The organism is Micromonospora trifolii (genome assembly GCF_022229005.1).
GTDB classification, from domain to species: domain Bacteria; phylum Actinomycetota; class Actinomycetes; order Mycobacteriales; family Micromonosporaceae; genus Micromonospora; species Micromonospora trifolii.
The window spans coordinates 1-17229 of record NZ_JAKKFD010000012.1 but is presented as its reverse complement, the minus strand read 5'-3'; the positions used below and the strand labels follow the sequence as shown (position 1 = coordinate 17229).

Sequence of the window (17229 nt, the reverse complement as noted above, 5' to 3'; positions counted from 1 at the left end):
GAAATCGACACCGAGCCGTACGGCGGAAGCTTTCCACCGATCGGGGAATGGTGACGGTTCTCGGCGTGACGCATGATGCGACTAGTTCGAACGCTGACAAGGAGTTCGAGATGGCAGGCGCCGGCCCGACGGATCTTGACATGCACGTCGACCGCCTGGAAATGGCGCGTCGAATAGCCCGGGAAATGATCGAGTCCGACCATCAGGCTCTGGAGCTCGCCGTCCGGCAGCGCCCACAGTGCTGGTCCCGACGCCCAGCCCGCGCCGACGCCCTCACGGGCTGACGCTTCTTAGCGCAACAGGAGATACTCCGGCGATGACCCTTGCGCCGCCCCGCACCGACCTCGCCGACGGGCGCTCCTCGTTGCTGGTGCTGGCCGGCTGGTACGTGGCCGTCGTCGCGGTATTCGGCCTCTTCCTCGGCACGCTCTCGGGGTCGGTCCCGGCGGACTGCGGCGAGGTGTGCGACTCCGAACGGTCGAGGACGCTGCTCTTCGGGCTCTATGTGGCCCTGCCGGCGATGTTCCTCGCGCTGCTGGTCAGCCTGTCGACGCTCGCGATGCTCATCTCCCGCACCCGGATCCGCTCGTCGGCCGTAGTGGGCACCCTCGCCGCGGTGCTCCCGCTGCTCGCCTGCGGCCTCCTCGTCACGATCCTCTGACCGCGCTCTGGCTGATCTGAGCAGTCCGTCGCGTCCAGCCCCGCCGATCTTGCAGTTTCTGTCGCCGAAAAGCGTGTGATGCCCTTTTCGCCGGGACAGTAAGTGCAAGATCGCGGCATGGGGGGCGTACCGCATGCCAGTCTGCCTCCACGTCCGGTCCGCTACGCTCTGCCTACAGGCCAAGCGGGACGGGTTGGGTTGGTACTCCGTCAGCGATCAGTGCGGTCAACGGCGTGGCGAGGTCACGTGGCGAGAACAGTTCCGGACCGTGGTGTTGCCTGATCTCTGACAGCGACCACCAACGCCAGCCGATGACGTGCTCGGCGGCGAGTTCCTCATCGCTCATCGCACCGCGCGGCGCGAACGCTGCGGCCCGAACGAGGAAGTAGTCGTTCACGACGCCATCGTGGCCGGGTGCGAACCCGGCGGCGACTATCTCCTGGCGCCAGACCTGAGGCGGGTCGACATCGAGTGCAAGACCGACCTCTTCGCGTAACTCTCGCCGCAGCGCGGCCAGTGGCGTCTCGCCGTCTTCGACGCCACCCCCGGGAGTGATCCAAACGGCGATCGTGCCAGCCGGATCGGGAATGGCGAGTCGTAGCAGCAGAACCCGGTCGTCTTCATCGACGACGACCGCCCGTGCCGATCGCCGCAGGTTCACCGTCGACATCAGGACACCCTACGGGCCGACGATCACCGTCGACACCCAGTTCGACGCTGCGCCCTGATGTGGAAACCTGGAGGGGCCGGGGTGTGGGCCGGGTGCTTCTGCGCGCTGTTCTGGACACCGCACGAGAACGTGGCATCCGCACGGTGTCGCTGAGCGTGGAGCGGGCGAACTTCGCTGCGAGACTGTACGTCGCTGAAGGATTTTGCACTGTTGAGTCGTTCGAGGACGCGGACACGATGGTCGCTGAGATCGGGGCCTGACGCGTGTGGCGTCCCAGTTAGCGCGCTAGAGGCTGACCGGCGGGGGCTACGACCAGTTCGGTGTCCGGGTCGTGGTCAATCTCCGAAGGGCCCGCGACGATCAGCGTGGCTCGGGACCACGGTCGTTCTCGCAGCATGAAGGGCAGTTCCTCCCGCAGCCAGTTCGTCACGTGCTCCTGCTGTTCGGCAGAGTCACCGTCGCGAGCGACCAGCAAGCGCTCTTGTTCATCACGATCGCCCTGTATGTACACCGAGGCGTCCAACCACGGGTCAAGTTCGCTCCGAATGATGCCGGTGCCCTCGACCCAGACGAAGTCAGCGCCGGCAGGGATGGTGATCGATCCGGCTCGGGCGTGGCTGATCCACGCATCGGGACGGAAGTTCACCGACGCCCCTCGGTGCAGGGGTTGCAAAATGTTCTCGGCGAGTAGGGCGCCCCAGTCGAAATAGGCGTGGTTCCAGGCGACGTCGTCGGTGTGCACGATGGCGGAGTTGGACTCCACCTTGCTCAGCCTCTCAGCCAAGGTCGTCTTACCCGCACCACCTCGGCCATCGATCGCGATCACCCGCGGGCGTCCGGTGACATCCGGTGATGCATCGCGTAACTGCCGGACCGCTTCGGACAGGGTCACCAGCCGCCAGCCGACTGCTTCGGTCTCACCGGGATGTAGACGCATCGACAAGGCGCTGCTATTTCCAGCGGAAGTGGACGAATAGGCGGCCGAAGTTCTTCGAGTCCTTTTCCACCCGGTGGTAGAGCTGCTTGACGTCCTTCTGGTCGAGGAACCGCAGCACCCGCTTCTTGAGCTGACCGGACCCCTTGCCGGGGATGATCTCGACGAGGGTGGCCTTCTTCGCCACCGCCTCGTCCATGATCCCGCGCAACGCCCGGTCGATGTCCTGGCCCTTGTTGAAGATCTCGTGCAGGTCCAGCTTGAGCTTCATGCCGCAGCCCCCGGCCGGTCAGGTCCCATGTCCGTCATCCTAGGCACGCCCACCGGCCCGCCAACCGGGCGACGGAAGGGGCGGCCCCGAAGGACCGCCCCCGTCATGGAACTGCGTACGGTCAGCGCCTGCCGCCCAGTCGGGTCTCCACCCGCTCCAGCGCCGTCCGGTAGTCGTCGTTGGCCGCGTACATCGCGGCGGCGATCCGCAGGTGCCGCAGCGCGTCGGTGTGTCGGTTCAGCCGCTCCAGCGTCCGACCGAGCACGTGGTGCGCGTAGTGGTCGCTCGGGTCCCGCTCGACCAGCTCGCGCAGATGCTCCTCGGCCCGGTTGAGCTGGGCCGACTGGAAGTACGCCCGGGCCAGTAGTTGCCGGACCGCCGCGTTGCCGGGTTCGGCGTCGATGATCGGCTCCAGCAGTCGGGCTGCCCCGCTGGGGTCACCGGTTTCGAAGAACATGGTCGCCCGCCGGTAGTCCGCCAGAAGATCCATCTGCCACCTCCTCGGGTCGCACCGTCACCTGTTCCGACGCTGGCACAACACCAGACGTTTGGCGACTGTTCCCGGGGTCGAGATCAGGTCAGTTCGGGCCCCCGATGGCCGCCGAAGGGTCAGGTGCGGGCGTCCCGGCGTCCGGCGGAAAGTTCCCAGGCGCGGACACCGCCGACGATTCCGGCGGTGTTCGGCACCACCACCACGTCGTCGCCCATCCGGGCCAGTTGCTCGGGCCGGATCAGCCGGGAGTTGCCCCCGCCCAGGTAGAGCCGGTCCCAGCGGAACACCGGGCGGAGCCCGTCCACCACCTGGCGGATCCGACGAGACCAGAAGGCGTCGCCAAGCCGCCGCCGTTCCGGCTCGCCGACGTACGTGTCGTAGGTGGTGCCCCAGCGCACCGGCGCGTGCGACAGCTCCAGGTGCGGTGCGAGCACCCCGCCGTCGAAGAGCGCGCTGCCCAACCCCGTCCCCAGGGTCAGCACCAGCTCGCAGCCGGTGCCGGCGACCACCCCGGCGCCGTGCACCTCGGCGTCGTTGAGCACGAGCGCCGGCACCCCGAACGCGTCGGCCAACGCGCCGCGCGCGTCCCAGCCGGACCATTCGGCGACCAGGTCCGGGTCGACCCGGCTGCGGGGGCCGTTGCGGGTCACGTAGTGCGGCGTGCTCACGACCACTCCGTGCCGGATCATCCCGGGTACGCCGACAGTGAGCCGGTCCGCCGTCGGTAGGCGCCCGCCGAGATCCCGAAGGGTCCGGACGAACAACGCGGGCGGCAACGGGTACGGGGTGGGCACCCGCAACGGCCGGGCCCGCATCGTTCCCGCCTCGTCGAGCACGGACGCCTTGATGCCCCCGCCGCCACAGTCGATCGCCAGTGTGGTTACCACGTCGTTGAGTCTGCCCGCTGGGAGCCGGTCGTATGCGGGCGGCCGGATAGGCTGCCGTCCTGATGAGCGCCACGATGATCGTCAAGGACCTGGCCGCCGGGCACGGCGACCGCCCGCTCTTCGCCGGATTGGACCTGGTGGTCGCCCCCGGCGACGTGGTCGGGCTGGTCGGGCCGAACGGGGCCGGCAAGTCGACGCTGCTGCGTACCCTCGCCGGGTTGTTGCCGGTCGAGGCCGGCAGCGTGCGGCTCAGCCCGCCCACCGCGAGCGTCGGACACCTGCCGCAGGAGCCGGAACGGCGGCCGGGCGAGACGGTACGGGACTTCCTGGCCCGCCGGACCGGGGTGACCGCCGCGCAGGCGGCGTTGGACGCGGCGACCGAGGCGCTGACCGCCGGGGCGGCGGGTGCTGATGACGCGTACGGCGACGCGCTGGAGCGTTGGCTCGCCCTGGGCGGCGCCGACCTGGACGAGCGCGCCGAGCAGGTGAGCGCCGACCTGGGGCTCGCTGTCGACCTGGACCATCCGACGACTGGGCTCTCCGGCGGTCAGGCGGCCCGGGCCGGGCTCGCGTCGCTGCTGCTCAGCCGGTACGACGTGTTCCTGCTCGACGAGCCGACAAATGACCTGGACCTGGCCGGGTTGGAGCGGCTGGAGGAGTTCGTCACCGGTCTGCGGGCCGGCACGGTGCTGGTCAGCCACGACCGGGAGTTCCTCACCCGCACCGTGACCCGGGTCGTGGAGCTGGATCTGGCGCAGCAGCAGGTGAACCACTACGGCGGCGGCTACGCGGCCTACCTGGAGGAGCGCGAGGTGGCCCGCCGGCACGCCCGCGCGGACTTCGAGGAGTACGCCGACACCAAGGCCGGGTTGGAGGCTCGGGCCCGCACGCAGCGTGGCTGGATGGAGAAGGGCGTGCGGAACGCCCGCCGCAAGGCCACCGACAACGACAAGATCGGCCGCAAGTTCCGCAGCGAGTCCAGCGAGAAGCAGGCAGCCAAGGCCAAGCAGACCGAACGGCTGATCGAGCGGCTCGACGTGGTCGAGGAGCCCCGCAAGGAGTGGGAGCTGCGGATGGAGATCGCCGCCGCGCCCCGCGCCGGCGCCGTCGGGGCCACGCTGCGCGGAGCCGTGGTACGCCGTGGTGGCTTCACCCTCGGCCCGATCGACCTCCAGATCGACTGGGCGGACCGGGTCGCGGTGACCGGGGCGAACGGTTCGGGCAAGTCCACACTGTTGGCCGCGCTGCTGGGCCGGCTGCCGCTGGACGCCGGCACCGCCTCGCTCGGACCGGGCGTGGTGGTCGGGGAGGTGGACCAGGCCCGCGGGCTGTTCCTCGGCGACGTACCGCTGATCGACGCGTTCGAGGCGGCAGTGCCCCACCTGTCGCCGGCGGACGCGCGGACCCTGCTGGCCAAGTTCGGCCTGCGGGCGGCGCACGTGCCCCGACCGGCGGCCACCCTCTCCCCCGGTGAGCGGACCCGGGCCGCGCTGGCCCTGCTCCAGGGCCGTGGGGTCAACCTGCTGGTGCTGGACGAGCCCACCAACCACCTGGACCTGCCCGCCATCGAGCAGCTCGAATCGGCGCTGGCCAGCTACCCCGGAACGCTGCTGCTGGTCACCCACGACCGGCGGATGCTGGCCGCCATCGAGACCAACAGGCGACTGCGGGTCGACGCCGGGCGGATCGCCGAGGATTGATCCGTGCCCGCGGGCCGGCGCGGGGTGAGAATGACGCCATGCTCAAGTGGGAGTACGCCCTGCTGGTCCGCCGCCGCCAGGCTGCGACAAACGACCTCGGCTGGGAGGTCGTCTTCGTCTGGTACGGCCCGGACGGCTCGATGGTCGACGTGACGCCGTACGGCGACACCTCGCTGGCCCACCTGAACCGGGCCGGTGACCAGGGCTGGGAGTTGGTCGCGATGAGCGAGGACCCGTCCCTGCCCGGCAACCACGAACTGCACCGCTACCACCTCAAGCGGCCGAAGCCCGCCGACCCGCCGCCCCGCCAGCGGATGCGCGGGGGCCGCCGCACCCTCTCGGGCTGACCTGCCCGTTCGGGGCTCGGCCGTGGGGAGCGGTGTCTCTTCGAGCGTGATGCGGGTGAGTCATCGTGATGCCTGTGTGGCATCAGGACGATTGCGGTCCTGCCCCGCATCCTGCGACACGCCCGCGGCCCGCCGCGCCCGAGCAGAGCGATGGACCTGGACGAGCGGGGCATACCGGGCGCGATTGCGGGTATCGCGCGGCGGGAGGTGGCCCGAATGGTCGCTTTGGCACAGACTCCGCCCTCGGCCGACCGGCTGCGGGCGATAGACGATTTCCTCGCGCAGGCATGGGCGGACCAGGTCCGCCACGATGATCGACTGCGGGACCTGGCGGTCGAGGTGCGGTTCGACCGCGGGGTGGCCCATCTGAGCGGCGACGTGGCCGAGCCCGCCCAGCTGCGGCTGGTGCGGGACCTGGTGGGGCAACTGGCCGGTGTCTACGGCGTCTGGTGCCGCGTCGGCATCGGCGGGCGGGCGCCAGTGGTGGTGGACCTCGGTTGTGGGCCGACCAAGCAGTGGTCGAGCAACCTGGGGCTGGACATCTACCCGGCGCCCGGCGTGAATGCCGTGGCGGACCTGTCCGGCTCGCTGCCGCTCGCCGACAACTCGGTGGACGTCCTCTTCGCGGTGCACATCCTGGAGCACCTGATCGACTTCCTGCCGCTGGTCGACGAGTGTCATCGGGTGCTCCGCCCCGGTGGGGTGCTGCACGTGATGAGCCCCTGGTGGGGGCATGTGAACGCGGTGGCCGACCCAACCCACGTCCGGCTGATGGACGTGCAGACGTTCAAGGGGATCTGCCAGCTCCGACCACCGGGCACCCCGCGCTGGTACCCGCTGCACGCGGGCTGCGACGGCGCCTCGATCTTCGCCGACCTGACCCCCCTCCCCCCGGACGCCGACCCGGCGCCCCAGACCCACCTGGCCCGTTTCTTCGACTAGCGGGGCTGGGTGGACTCGCGGAGTTCCAGACGGTAGGAGGCGCGGAGTTCCCGGGCTGGGGCGGCGCGATCGCCGTCCAGACGGTTGGCCAGCAGTTCGACGGCCAGGCGGGCGATCTGCTCCTTGTCCGGGGCGACGGTGGTCAGGGTCGGAATCGAGAAGCGGCCGTCCTCGATGTCGTCGAAGCCGACCACCGCCACATCCTCCGGCACCCGCAGGCCGGCCTCGTGCAGAGCGCGCAGGGCACCCAGGGCAAGCGTGTCGTTGAAGCAGAAGACGGCGTCGAGGCGTACGCCGGAGGTGAGCAGGCCGCGCATCGCGGCCGCGCCGTCGGCGCGGTGCCAGGCCGGCGCGGGCGCCACCAGGGTCTCGTCGTAGCCGAGCCCGGCGGCGAGCAGCGCGTCGCGGTAACCGGCCAGGCGCAGCCGGGCGCTGGCGCCCTCGTCGGTGCGCTGCGAGCCGATGGCCGCGATCCGGCGATGGCCGAGTTGGATCAGTTGACTGGTGATCTCCCGGGCCGCTGTCACGTTGTCGATCACCACTCGATCCGCCGGGCCATGATCGACCCGCTCGCCGAGCAGCACCATGGGAGTGCCGTCCAGGCCGGCCAGGTCCTCAGCGGTGAGCGCCAACGGGCTGAAGATGAGCCCGTCGATCAGGTGATCGGTGATGCCGGAGGCGACCACCCGTTCCTGCTCACGCCGACCGCCAGTCTGGTCGATCAGGACCGTCCAGCCGTAGGCGGCGGCGGCGGTGACCACGTAGCGGGCCAGTTCGGCGAAGTACGGGATGTCCAGTTCCGGGACGGCCAACGCGATCACGCCGGTGCGGCCCTTGCGGAGGTGGCGGGCGGAGAGGTTGGGCCGGTAGTTGAGCTCGGCGATCGCCTCTTCGACCCGGGCGCGGGTGTCCGGACGAACGTGCACGTAACCGTTGACGACGTTGGAGACGGTCTTCACCGACACCCCGGCCCGTTCGGCCACATCTTTGAGCCTTTGCCGCACTCCGAAACCTCCCCGGTGTAACACTCCGCACCCTACCGCCTCAGCAGCCCTTTACAACGTTGCCTACAACGTTGTAAAACGATGGACAGCGGGTGAACGGTGACCGCGCTCACCCGAGCATCGGCACGAAGAAAGGTGGCACCCCCTTGCGGACCGCGCAGCTGACGATCGACCCGGCCTTCTCCATCGGCCCGGCCGACCGACGCCTCTTCGGCTCCTTCGTCGAGCACATGGGGCGGTGCGTCTACGGCGGCATCTACGAGCCCGGCCACCCCACCGCCGACTCCCGCGGCCTGCGCCGCGACGTGTTGAACCTGACCCGTGAGCTGGGCGTCTCGGTCGTCCGCTACCCGGGCGGCAACTTCGTCTCCGGCTACCGATGGGAGGACGGGACCGGCCCGGTCGGCAACCGGCCCCGCCGGCTCGACCTGGCCTGGAAGACGATCGAGACCAACGCGTTCGGGCTGGATGAGTTCATGACATGGGCCGCCGAGGCCGATGTCGAGCCGATGATGGCGGTCAACCTCGGCACGCGGGGTGTCCAGGAGGCGCTGGACCTGCTGGAGTACGCCAACCACCCGGGCGGCACCGAGCTCTCCGACCTGCGGCGCAAGCACGGTGCCGAGGACCCGTACGGGGTGCGACTGTGGTGCCTGGGCAACGAGATGGACGGCCCGTGGCAGGTCGGCCACAAGACCGCCGACGAGTACGGCCGGGTCGCCGCCGAGGCCGCCCGCGCGATGAAGATGATCGACCCATCGATCAGCCTGATCGCCTGCGGCAGCTCCAACCGGCGGATGCCCACCTTCGCCTCCTGGGAGGCGACGGTGCTGGAGCACACCTACGAGCACGTCGACTACATCTCGGCGCACACCTACTACGACCCGTCCGACGGCGACCAGGCCAGCATCCTGGCCTCGGCCGTCGACATGGACAACTTCATCACCGAGGTCGTCGCGACCGCCGACCACGTGGCCGCCAAGCAGCGGCACAAGCGCAAGCTGAAGATCTCCTTCGACGAGTGGAACGTCTGGTACGAGTCCCGCCTCCAGGCCGACCTGGACCGGCGCGGCTGGGTCGAGGCTCCGGCGCTGATCGAGGACGACTTCACCGCCGTCGACGCGGTGGTCGTCGGCGACCTGCTGATCACCCTGCTGCGCCACGCGGACCGGGTCGGCGTGGCCGCCCAGGCGCAACTGGCAAACGTGATCGCGCCGATCCGCACCCGCAACGGCGGCCCCGCCTGGCGGCAGAGCATCTTCCACCCGTTCGCGCTGACCGCCCGGTACGCCCGGGGCACCGTGCTGCGCACCGACCCGGTGTCGCCGCGCTACGACACGAAGAAGTACGGGGACGTGCCGGTGCTCGACACCGTCGCCGTACACAACGAGGAGACCGGCGAGCTGACCGTCTTCGCGGTCAACCGGGACTCCACCGATCTCTCGCTGGAGATCGATCTGCGCGGCCTGCCGGGCATGTCCGGCCTGTCCTTCCAGAGCATCGCTGCGGGGTCCGACCCGACGGCGACGAACACCGAGGCCGACCCCGACCGGGTGACGCCGCGGGACCTGCCCACCCCCACCCCCGACGGCGGCAGGTGCGCAGTGCGCCTGCCCGCCGTGTCCTGGAGCGTGCTCCGCTTCGGCCCGGCCAACGCATAGGTGTCACACCGGTTCTGAGCAGGCACAATTCATTCCGTTCCCCCTCAAGGAGAGATAAAGCATGATCCAGAACGACATGAGCCGGCGACGCCTGCTCGGCCTCGGTCTCGGACTCGGCGCCGCAGCCTCGCTGACCCTCGCGGGCTGCGGTGGCGGCGATGACAGCGCCTCCGGCCCCGCCGCGGGCAACGGGGGCAAGGAGTACACCGGCCCCAAGGTGGACCTGAAGCTGTGGAACGGCTTCACCGGCGGTGACGGCGAGATCTTCAAGGCTCTGGTGAACCAGTTCAACACCGAGCACAAGAACATCGCCGTGTCGGTGGCCACGTACCAGTGGGAGGACTACTACAACAAGCTCCCCGGCGCGGCCTCCAGCGGCAACGGCCCGGACATCGCCGTCATGCACATGGACCAGCTCGCCACCTTCGCCGCCCGCGGCGTGATCACCGAGCTGGACGACGTGGCCAAGAACCTGGAGCTCGCCGAGGGCGACTTCGCCCCCACTGTGTGGAAGGGCGGGCTCTACAACAACAAGCGGTACGGCATTCCGCTGGACATGCACCCGTTGGGCTTCTACTACAACAAGACCGTCATGCAGAAGGCCGGCCTGGACCCGAACAAGCCGCCGACGACCAAGGACGACTACGTCGCCGCGCTGACCGAGCTGAAGAAGGCCGGCGTCCAGGGCTTCTGGGTCAGCCCGTTCCAGTTCACCGGCGGCATGACCTTCTACTCGCTGCTCAACCAGTGGGGCGCCACCCTGTTCGACGCGGACGTGGCCAAGGCCACCTTCAACTCGGACCCGGCGGTCGAGGCGTGCACGTGGCTGGTCGACATGATCAAGCAGGGCTTCTCGCCGGCCAACGTCGGTCAGGACGCCGACTACCTGTCGTTCAAGAGCGGCAAGAACGCCTTCACCTGGAACGGCATCTGGCAGATCAACGATCTGAAGAAGAGCCCCGAGGTGCAGTGGGGCGTCGCTCCGCTCCCGCAGATCGGCAGCAAGCCGGCCGCGTGGGCCAACTCGCACAACTTCACCATCGTCAAGCAGCGGGCCAACGACGCCAACAAGGTCTCCGGCGCCAAGGTCTTCATCAACTGGCTCAGCGAGCACTCACTGGACTGGGCGAAGGGCGGCCAGGTGCCGGCCCGTAAGGCCGTCCGCGAGGGCGCCGAGTTCAAGGCGCTGCCGGAGATCTCGTCGCTCGCCCCCGAGCTGGAGTACGCGGCGTTCCCGCCTGCGGCCCCGGGTCTGGGCGAGGTCATGACCACCTTCTACAACTCCTTCAACGAGGCCGCGCTGGGCAAGAAGTCGCCCAAGCAGGCGCTGGACGACGGTGTGGCCAAGGCCAACAAGCAGCTCGAGGACAACCGCAAGAAGTACGGGAGCTGATACCCCGTGGCGGACGTGATCGAGGTCGGGGCGGCGCGCGGTGACGCGCCGCCCCCGGCGGCCAACGCAGCCCGCCGGGCCGCCTCGGCGGGTCGGACCAGACGGGCGACGCCGTATCTGTTCCTCGCCCCCTACCTGGTCCTGTTCGGGGTGTTCGGCCTGCTGCCGATCATCCTCGGCCTCTGGCTGAGCGTGCACCAGTGGGACTTCCAGCTGCCCAACCGTCCGTTCGTCGGGTTCGACAACTACAAGCAGCTCTTCTCCAGCGACTCCGCCGTCTACGGCGACTGGTGGCAGAGCATCCGGGCCACCGCGATCTTCACGGTGCTGTCGGTGCCGCTGCTGGTGGTCGTACCGCTGGGGTTGGCACTGCTACTCAACCGCTCCTTCCCGGGCCGGACGTTCTTCCGGGCGATCTACTTCGCGCCGTACGTGCTGGGTGTCGCGGTGATCGGCCTGCTCTGGCGATTCCTGCTCGACGCCAACCTGGGCCTGGTCAACCGGCTCCTCGGCGCGGTCGGGTTGCCGTCGGACACCCCCTGGGTGACGAACATGCCGTGGGCGTGGATCTCGCTGGTCGGGGTGACCGTCTGGTGGACCTCCGGCTTCAACGCGGTGATCTACCTGGCCGGCCTCCAGGACATCTCGCCGGAGCTGTACGAGGCGGCCCGCATGGACGGCGCGAACGCGTGGCAGCGGTTCCGGAACGTCACGCTGCCCGGGCTGCGCCCGGTGCTGCTCTTCGTGATCACGACGACCGTGCTCGCCTCGGCGAACATGTTCGGCCAGTCGTTCCTGATCACCCAGGGCACACCCGGCACGGAGACCCGCACTGTGGTGTGGTTCATCGTCGAGGAGGGCCTGCGGAACAACAACGCCGGTCGTGCCGCCGCGATGAGCATCGTGTTCGCCCTGCTGCTGGCGGTCGTGAGCATCGCCAACTTCCGCCTCTTCCGCTACAAGGAAGACTGAGGGGACCGCCATGACGACGCCCACGCCGACCACCGACGGCTCCGCACCGGGGCTGCGCCGGGTCGGGCTCTACGCCACTCTGGTCGCCCTGGCCCTGATCTTCCTGGTCCCGCTGGTGTGGATGGTCATCACCTCGCTGAAGACCTACACCGCCGCCCAGCAGATCCCACCGAGCTGGCTGCCGAACCCGCTGGCCGGTTACGGCTACGAACAGATCCTCAACAACTCGGCCAACCCGGTGCTGCGCTGGTTCCTCAACAGCATGCTGGCCGCCACGCTGCACTCGGCGTTGGTGCTGGTGACCGCCTCGATGGCCGCGTACTCCCTGGCCCGGTTGAAGTTCCGGGGGCGCGGGGTGACCTTCGCACTGATCGTCGGGACGCTGTTCATCCCGCCGACCTCGCTGATCATTCCGAACTTCCTGATCGTCGACCAGCTCAACTGGATCGACACCCTCACCGTGGTCGTGGTGCCCGGCGCGGCCAGCGCGTTCGGCGTGTTCTTCCTGCGGCAATTCTTCCTCTCGCTCCCGAACGAGCTGGAAGAGGCCGCCACGCTCGACGGCGCCAACCAGTGGCAGATCTTCTACAAGGTGGTGCTGCCGTTGTCCAGGCCGGCGCTGGCCACCCTGGCCGTGCTGTCGTTCCTCACCAACTGGAACGACTTCCTCTGGCCGATCTTCGTGCTGTTCAGCCCGGAGCAGCTCACCCTGCCGCCGGGCCTGGGCCTGCTCCAGGGCTCGTACGTCACCGACTACCCGGTGATCATGGCGGGCGCGGTGCTGGCCAGTCTGCCGGTGCTGATCCTCTTCGTGCTGGCCCAGCGGCACATCATCCAGGGTGTCTCCCGCAGCGGTCTGAAGGGATGACGCGTACGACCGCCCGGCGACGTGACGCGGCGGCGATCGTTCTCGCCGCCGCGTTGCTCGTTGCGGGCTGCTCCGACGACACCGCACCCACCCCCACAACGAGCAGCGGGAGCGACTCCAGCGTGTTCACCAACCCTGTCGTGAAGACCGATGCCCCAGACCCCCAGGCGATCCAGGTGGGCGACACCTGGTACCTGTTCCACACCAACTCCGGCGGCCGCAACGTCCCGGTGCTCACCTCGACCGACCTGGTCGACTGGGCCGAGGTCGGGGACGCCCTGCCGACGCTGCCGGACTGGGCGGACGCCGGCAAGACCTGGGCGCCCGAGGCGATCCAGCTCGCCCCGGACAGGTTCCTGCTCTACTACACGGTCGCCGGCCGGAAGTCCGGGCGGCAGTGCGTCGGGCGGGCGGTGGCCAGCGCGCCGCAGGGGCCGTACTCCGACGATGCGGCCGGCCCGCTGATCTGCCAGGCCGACCTGGGCGGGGCGATCGACGCCAGCCCGTACCGGGACACCGACGGCAGCCTGTGGTTGCTGTGGAAGAACGACGGCAACGCAATCGGGGTGGACACCTGGCTCTGGTCGCAGCGCCTCGCCGACGACGGCCTGACCCTCATCGGCGAGCCGACGAAGCTGCTGAAGCAGACCGAGCCGTGGGAGGGCACCCTGATCGAGGGGCCGTTCTTCCACAGTCAGGACGGTCGGCTGCTGCTCTTCTTCGCCGCCAACGCGTACGACCGGGCGGAGTACGCCGAGGGCTACGCGGTCTGCGAGAGCCCGACCGGCCCGTGTGTGAAGGCAGGCGAGAACCCGATCCTGAAGGGCAACGAGGCCGCCTCGGGCCCCGGCCACGCGTCGATGGTGGTCAAGGACGGACGGACCTGGCTGCTGTACCACGCCTGGCCGCCCGGCCAGGAGGGCAGCACCGACCCGGGTCGGCAGGTGTGGCTCGACGAGGTGACCTGGGTCGACGGCAAGCCGGTCCTCAAGGGCCCGACGGCCGCACCGCAACCGCGGCCCTGAACTGGTAGTGCGGAAGGGCCCCGAGGTTGGGCCCTTCCGCACGTGTCGGTCAGGCGGTCGGCTCGCGCGGGGCCGGGGCAACCGCCGGCTCGTGCTGGGCCAGCCGGTTGCGGCGGTGGCCGTAGCCGAAGTAGATGACCGCGCCGAGCAGCATCCAGGCCAGAAACCGCAGCCAGGTCTCCACCGACAGGTTGAGCATCAGGTAGAAGCAGGCCAGCGCCGAGACGATCGGCAGCACCGGTGAGAACGGCACCCGGAACGGCCGCTCCAGGTCGGGCCGCTTGCGACGCAGGATCGGCACCGCCACCGACACCAGGACGAACGCGCAGAGCGCACCGATGCTGACCAGGTCGGCCAGCGCGGACAGCGGCAGGAAGCCGGCCAGCAGCGCGACCGCCACCGTCATGATCGCCGAGATCCGGTACGGGGTACCCCAGCGCGGGTGCACCTTCGCGATCGAGGGCGGGATAAGCCCGTCCCGGGCGATGGCGAAGCCGATCCGGCCCATCGCCACCAGGTCGACCAGGATGACGCTGGTCAGGCCCGCGACCGCGGCGATGGAGACCAGCACGGCCGCCCAGCCCGCGCCGACCGACTCGAAGGCCGACGCGATCGGGGCGCCCCGGTCGATCTCGGTGTACGGCACCATCCCGACCACCACCAGCGAGACACCGATGTAGAGCACCGTGGAGATCAGCAGCGTGCCGAGCAGACCCAGGGTGAGGTCCCGCTTGGGCTTCTTCGTCTCCTCACCCAGGTTGGCCACGGCCTCGAAGCCGGTGTACGCGAAGAAGACCACGGCGGCGGCGCTGAGCACCCCCACGAAGCCGAATACCGAAGGCTCCAGCCCGAAGAGCGCCTGCGTGACCGGCTGCTTGATGCCGTCGTCGCCGCTCCCGGCGGGCTCGGCCGGCGGGATGAACGGGGTGAGGTTGGCGGCCTTGACGAAGAACAGCCCGGCGACCACCACGAAGACGCAGATGGCCACCTTGACCAGCACCAGCAGGTTGGTGATCCGGGCGGATTCCCGGATACCGACGATCGCCACGACACCGAGGATCAGCACGATGGCGATGGCGCCCACGTTGACAGTGCTGCCCTCCTCGCCGAACCAGCGGGTCGGCAGGTCGAGCAGTTCGGCGAGGTAGCCGGACCAGCCTCGGGCCACCACGGCGGCGCCGAGCGCGAACTCCAGCAGCAGGTCCCAGCCGATGATCCAGGCGACGATCTCGCCCATCGTGGCGTACGCGTAGGTGTAGGCGCTGCCGGCGGTCGGCACGCTGGAGGCCAGCTCGGCGTAGCAGAGGGCGGCCAGCAGGGCGACCACGCCGGCGATGGCGAAGGAAATCACCACGCCGGGCCCGGCGCTGTCCCGGGCCTCGATCCCGGTGAGGGTGAAGATGCCGGTGCCGATCACGATGCCGATGCCGAAGCCGGTGAGGTCGACAGCGCCGAGCCGCCTCTTCAGCCCCAGCTGGCCGTCGCTGCCGTCCGCCTCACCTTGGGCTATCACGTCCTTGATTGGTTTTGTGCGCAGCACGGACACCCGGTCACCCCTCCCACCGTGCGACCACCTCCGTGGCGGCCGGTGACCGGCGTTGCTACCCAGCGGCGCGATTGGTCAACCACGAACTCTTGCGGCGACGGCCAGATTGTGAAAATTTCCTACCAGCAACGCGGACATCGACGGCGAATCTTGCCGCCCACCGCGCGAACCATCCGGGAGCCCCAACGAAGGGACACACCGCATGAAAGCCACCCGACTCGGAGTCGCCGGGCTGGTCGCAGCCCTGCTCGGCGCGTTCGTCAGCGCAACCCCCGCGAGCGCCGCACCCAGCGCGGCCGACACCACCACCACTGCCACCTGTGGCACGGACCCGGCCACCCCGAAGCGGCAGTTCCGGGCCATGTGGATCTCGTCCGTGGTCAACATCGACTGGCCCAGCAAGGCGTCCCAGACCAACCCGGACCGGATCGCGGCCCAGCAGGCCGAGTACCGCGAACTGCTCGACCTGGCCGAGCGACTGCACCACAACGCCGTCGTGGTGCAGGTCCGGCCCACCGCCGACGCGCTCTGGCCCTCACCGTACGAGCCCTGGTCGGAGTACCTGACCGGGGTACGCGGCCAGGACCCGGGCTGGGACCCACTGGCCTTCCTGGTCGACGAGTCGCACAAGCGGAACCTGGAGTTCCACGCCTGGTTCAACCCGTACCGCGTCTCCATGCCCGCCCCCGGCGGCGCCGGCGCGGACCTGACCCAGCTCGCCCCCGGCCACCCGGCCCAGCAGCACCCCGACTGGACCTTCGCCTACCCGCCGGCCGGCGTGGCCGGCAGCCGGCTCTACTACAACCCCGGCATTCCCGAGGTCCGCGAGTTCGTCCAGACCGCCATGATGGACGCCGTCCAGCGGTACGACATCGACGGCGTCCACTTCGACGACTACTTCTACCCCTACCCCAGCGGTACGTACCAGGTGCCGGACGACGCGACCTTCGCGGCGCACAACCGGGGCTTCACCGACCGGGCCGACTGGCGGCGGGACAACATCAACCTGCTGATCCAGGAGATGAACGGCAAGATCAAGGCGGCGAAGCCGTGGGTGAAGTTCGGCGTCAGCCCGTTCGGCATCTGGCGCAACAAGACCGTCGACCCGCTCGGCTCGGACACCACAGGCAGCCAGTCGTACGACATCATCTCCGCCGACACCCGCAAGTGGATCAAGCAGGAGTGGATCGACTACGTGGTGCCCCAGCTCTACTGGTACATCGGCCAGTACCCGGCCGCCGACTACGCGCGCCTCGTGCCGTGGTGGGCCGAGACGGTGCGCGGCACCCGCGTGCAGCTCTACATCGGCCAGGCCGACTACAAGAGCGGCGACCCGGCGTACGGGCCGTACTGGCAGAACCCGCGTGAGCTGTCCGACCACCTGACGCTCAACCGGTCGTACCCGGAGGTGCAGGGCAACGTGCACTTCTCCGCGGTGCAGGTGCGGGCCAACCGCCTCGGTGCCACCGACATCTACGCGGGCGAGCACTACTCACGCCCGGCGCTGGTGCCGGCCATGCCTCACCTGCCGGCCCGGCCGCTGCTCTTCCCGGTGGTCAGCAAGGCGACCCGGCAAGCCGACGGGGTCCGGCTCACCTGGCGGCAGCCCGCCGACGGCGTCGGTCCGCTCGGCACCGCCACCTCGTACGCGATCTACCGGTTCGACGGCACCACGCTGCCCGGCCGGTGCGCCACGGCCGACGCCGCGCATCTGGTCGACACCGTCCGGGCCACGCCCGGCAACGTCCAGTCCTGGGTGGACGCCTCGGCCGAGCCGGGCCGGCGCTACACCTACCAGCTGACCGCCCTGGACCGGTCGGCCAACGAGAGCCCTTCGAGCCCGCCGGCATTCGTC

Annotated in this window: 19 protein-coding genes; 12 read left to right on the top strand and 7 right to left on the bottom strand. The window is 69.6% G+C overall.

Going from position 1 to position 17229, the window contains the following annotated elements; translation table 11 throughout:
• The first annotated feature begins 47 nt into the window (after nt 1-47).
• Nucleotides 48-284 (top strand): hypothetical protein, encoded by a 237-nt coding sequence (locus tag NIE79_RS08860; RefSeq protein WP_238678086.1) that lies wholly within the window; start codon nt 48-50, stop codon nt 282-284.
• Between the two features lie 32 nt (nt 285-316).
• Nucleotides 317-661: a hypothetical protein gene (locus NIE79_RS08855; RefSeq protein ID WP_238678085.1), complete on the top strand. Its 345-nt coding sequence runs from the start codon at nt 317-319 to the stop codon at nt 659-661.
• A 172-nt stretch (nt 662-833) separates the two neighbouring features.
• On the opposite strand, the gene NIE79_RS08850 is transcribed toward NIE79_RS08855, so the two are convergent.
• A complete protein-coding gene (locus NIE79_RS08850) occupies nt 834-1331 on the bottom strand; it encodes an NUDIX hydrolase (RefSeq protein ID WP_238678084.1) in 498 nt (165 codons plus the stop codon).
• Between NIE79_RS08850 and NIE79_RS08845 the strand changes: the two genes are divergently transcribed.
• Nucleotides 1301-1591, top strand: a complete 291-nt coding sequence (locus tag NIE79_RS08845; protein WP_308193158.1) for a GNAT family N-acetyltransferase — start codon at nt 1301-1303, stop codon at nt 1589-1591. The genes NIE79_RS08850 and NIE79_RS08845 overlap by 31 nt on opposite strands.
• Before the next feature lie 17 nt (nt 1592-1608).
• On the opposite strand, the gene NIE79_RS08840 is transcribed toward NIE79_RS08845, so the two are convergent.
• The 4 genes from NIE79_RS08840 to NIE79_RS08825 all read right to left on the bottom strand — a co-directional run bounded on the left by NIE79_RS08840 (nt 1609) and on the right by NIE79_RS08825 (nt 3916).
• Nucleotides 1609-2223, bottom strand: a complete 615-nt coding sequence (locus NIE79_RS08840) for a nucleoside/nucleotide kinase family protein (RefSeq protein ID WP_238678083.1) — start codon at nt 2221-2223, stop codon at nt 1609-1611.
• A gap of 58 nt (nt 2224-2281) precedes the next feature.
• On the bottom strand, nt 2282-2536 hold the full coding sequence (locus NIE79_RS08835; RefSeq protein WP_007465523.1) for a Smr/MutS family protein: 255 nt from the start codon (nt 2534-2536) through the stop codon (nt 2282-2284).
• Nucleotides 2537-2657: 121 nt separating this feature from the next.
• A complete protein-coding gene (locus NIE79_RS08830; protein WP_112584722.1) occupies nt 2658-3026 on the bottom strand; it encodes a tetratricopeptide repeat protein in 369 nt (122 codons plus the stop codon).
• Nucleotides 3027-3145: 119 nt separating this feature from the next.
• The gene (locus tag NIE79_RS08825; RefSeq protein WP_238678082.1) at nt 3146-3916 is read right to left on the bottom strand and encodes an ROK family protein; all 771 of its coding nucleotides are present in this window, start codon (nt 3914-3916) and stop codon (nt 3146-3148) included.
• A gap of 62 nt (nt 3917-3978) precedes the next feature.
• Here NIE79_RS08825 and NIE79_RS08820 point away from each other — a divergent pair, with 62 nt between their 5' ends.
• The 3 genes from NIE79_RS08820 to NIE79_RS08810 all read left to right on the top strand — a co-directional run bounded on the left by NIE79_RS08820 (nt 3979) and on the right by NIE79_RS08810 (nt 6905).
• A complete protein-coding gene (locus NIE79_RS08820; protein WP_238678081.1) occupies nt 3979-5616 on the top strand; it encodes an ABC-F family ATP-binding cassette domain-containing protein in 1638 nt (545 codons plus the stop codon).
• A 38-nt stretch (nt 5617-5654) separates the two neighbouring features.
• Complete coding sequence (locus NIE79_RS08815) at nt 5655-5963, top strand: hypothetical protein (RefSeq protein WP_124822832.1); 309 nt, start codon at nt 5655-5657, stop codon at nt 5961-5963.
• A 216-nt stretch (nt 5964-6179) separates the two neighbouring features.
• The gene (locus NIE79_RS08810) at nt 6180-6905 is read left to right on the top strand and encodes a methyltransferase domain-containing protein (protein ID WP_238678080.1); all 726 of its coding nucleotides are present in this window, start codon (nt 6180-6182) and stop codon (nt 6903-6905) included.
• On the opposite strand, the gene NIE79_RS08805 is transcribed toward NIE79_RS08810, so the two are convergent.
• Nucleotides 6902-7909 carry a LacI family DNA-binding transcriptional regulator gene (locus NIE79_RS08805; protein ID WP_238678079.1) on the bottom strand — a complete coding sequence of 336 codons (1008 nt, stop codon included), beginning with the start codon at nt 7907-7909 and terminating at the stop codon, nt 6902-6904. The genes NIE79_RS08810 and NIE79_RS08805 overlap by 4 nt on opposite strands.
• A gap of 146 nt (nt 7910-8055) precedes the next feature.
• Between NIE79_RS08805 and arfA the strand changes: the two genes are divergently transcribed.
• The 5 genes from arfA (at nt 8056) to NIE79_RS08780 (ending at nt 13828) form a co-directional block, all read left to right on the top strand.
• A complete protein-coding gene (gene arfA, locus NIE79_RS08800; RefSeq protein WP_238678078.1) occupies nt 8056-9570 on the top strand; it encodes an arabinosylfuranosidase ArfA in 1515 nt (504 codons plus the stop codon).
• A gap of 61 nt (nt 9571-9631) precedes the next feature.
• Entirely contained in the window at nt 9632-10963 is a 1332-nt protein-coding gene (locus tag NIE79_RS08795; RefSeq protein WP_238678077.1) for an ABC transporter substrate-binding protein, read from the top strand.
• Between the two features lie 6 nt (nt 10964-10969).
• Nucleotides 10970-11935: a carbohydrate ABC transporter permease gene (locus tag NIE79_RS33980; protein WP_238657207.1), complete on the top strand. Its 966-nt coding sequence runs from the start codon at nt 10970-10972 to the stop codon at nt 11933-11935.
• 10 nt (nt 11936-11945) lie between these two features.
• Nucleotides 11946-12803, top strand: a complete 858-nt coding sequence (locus NIE79_RS08785) for a carbohydrate ABC transporter permease (protein ID WP_238678076.1) — start codon at nt 11946-11948, stop codon at nt 12801-12803.
• On the top strand, nt 12800-13828 hold the full coding sequence (locus NIE79_RS08780) for a glycoside hydrolase family 43 protein (protein ID WP_238678075.1): 1029 nt from the start codon (nt 12800-12802) through the stop codon (nt 13826-13828). The genes NIE79_RS08785 and NIE79_RS08780 overlap by 4 nt, the downstream gene beginning before the upstream one ends.
• 49 nt (nt 13829-13877) lie before the next feature.
• Here NIE79_RS08780 and NIE79_RS08775 read toward each other — a convergent pair whose 3' ends face one another.
• On the bottom strand, nt 13878-15374 hold the full coding sequence (locus tag NIE79_RS08775; RefSeq protein WP_238678074.1) for an amino acid permease: 1497 nt from the start codon (nt 15372-15374) through the stop codon (nt 13878-13880).
• A gap of 202 nt (nt 15375-15576) precedes the next feature.
• Here NIE79_RS08775 and NIE79_RS08770 point away from each other — a divergent pair.
• Nucleotides 15577-17229, top strand: a 1653-nt coding sequence (locus NIE79_RS08770; protein ID WP_238678073.1) for a glycoside hydrolase family 10-like protein, incomplete at its 3' end; no start/stop codon positions are given.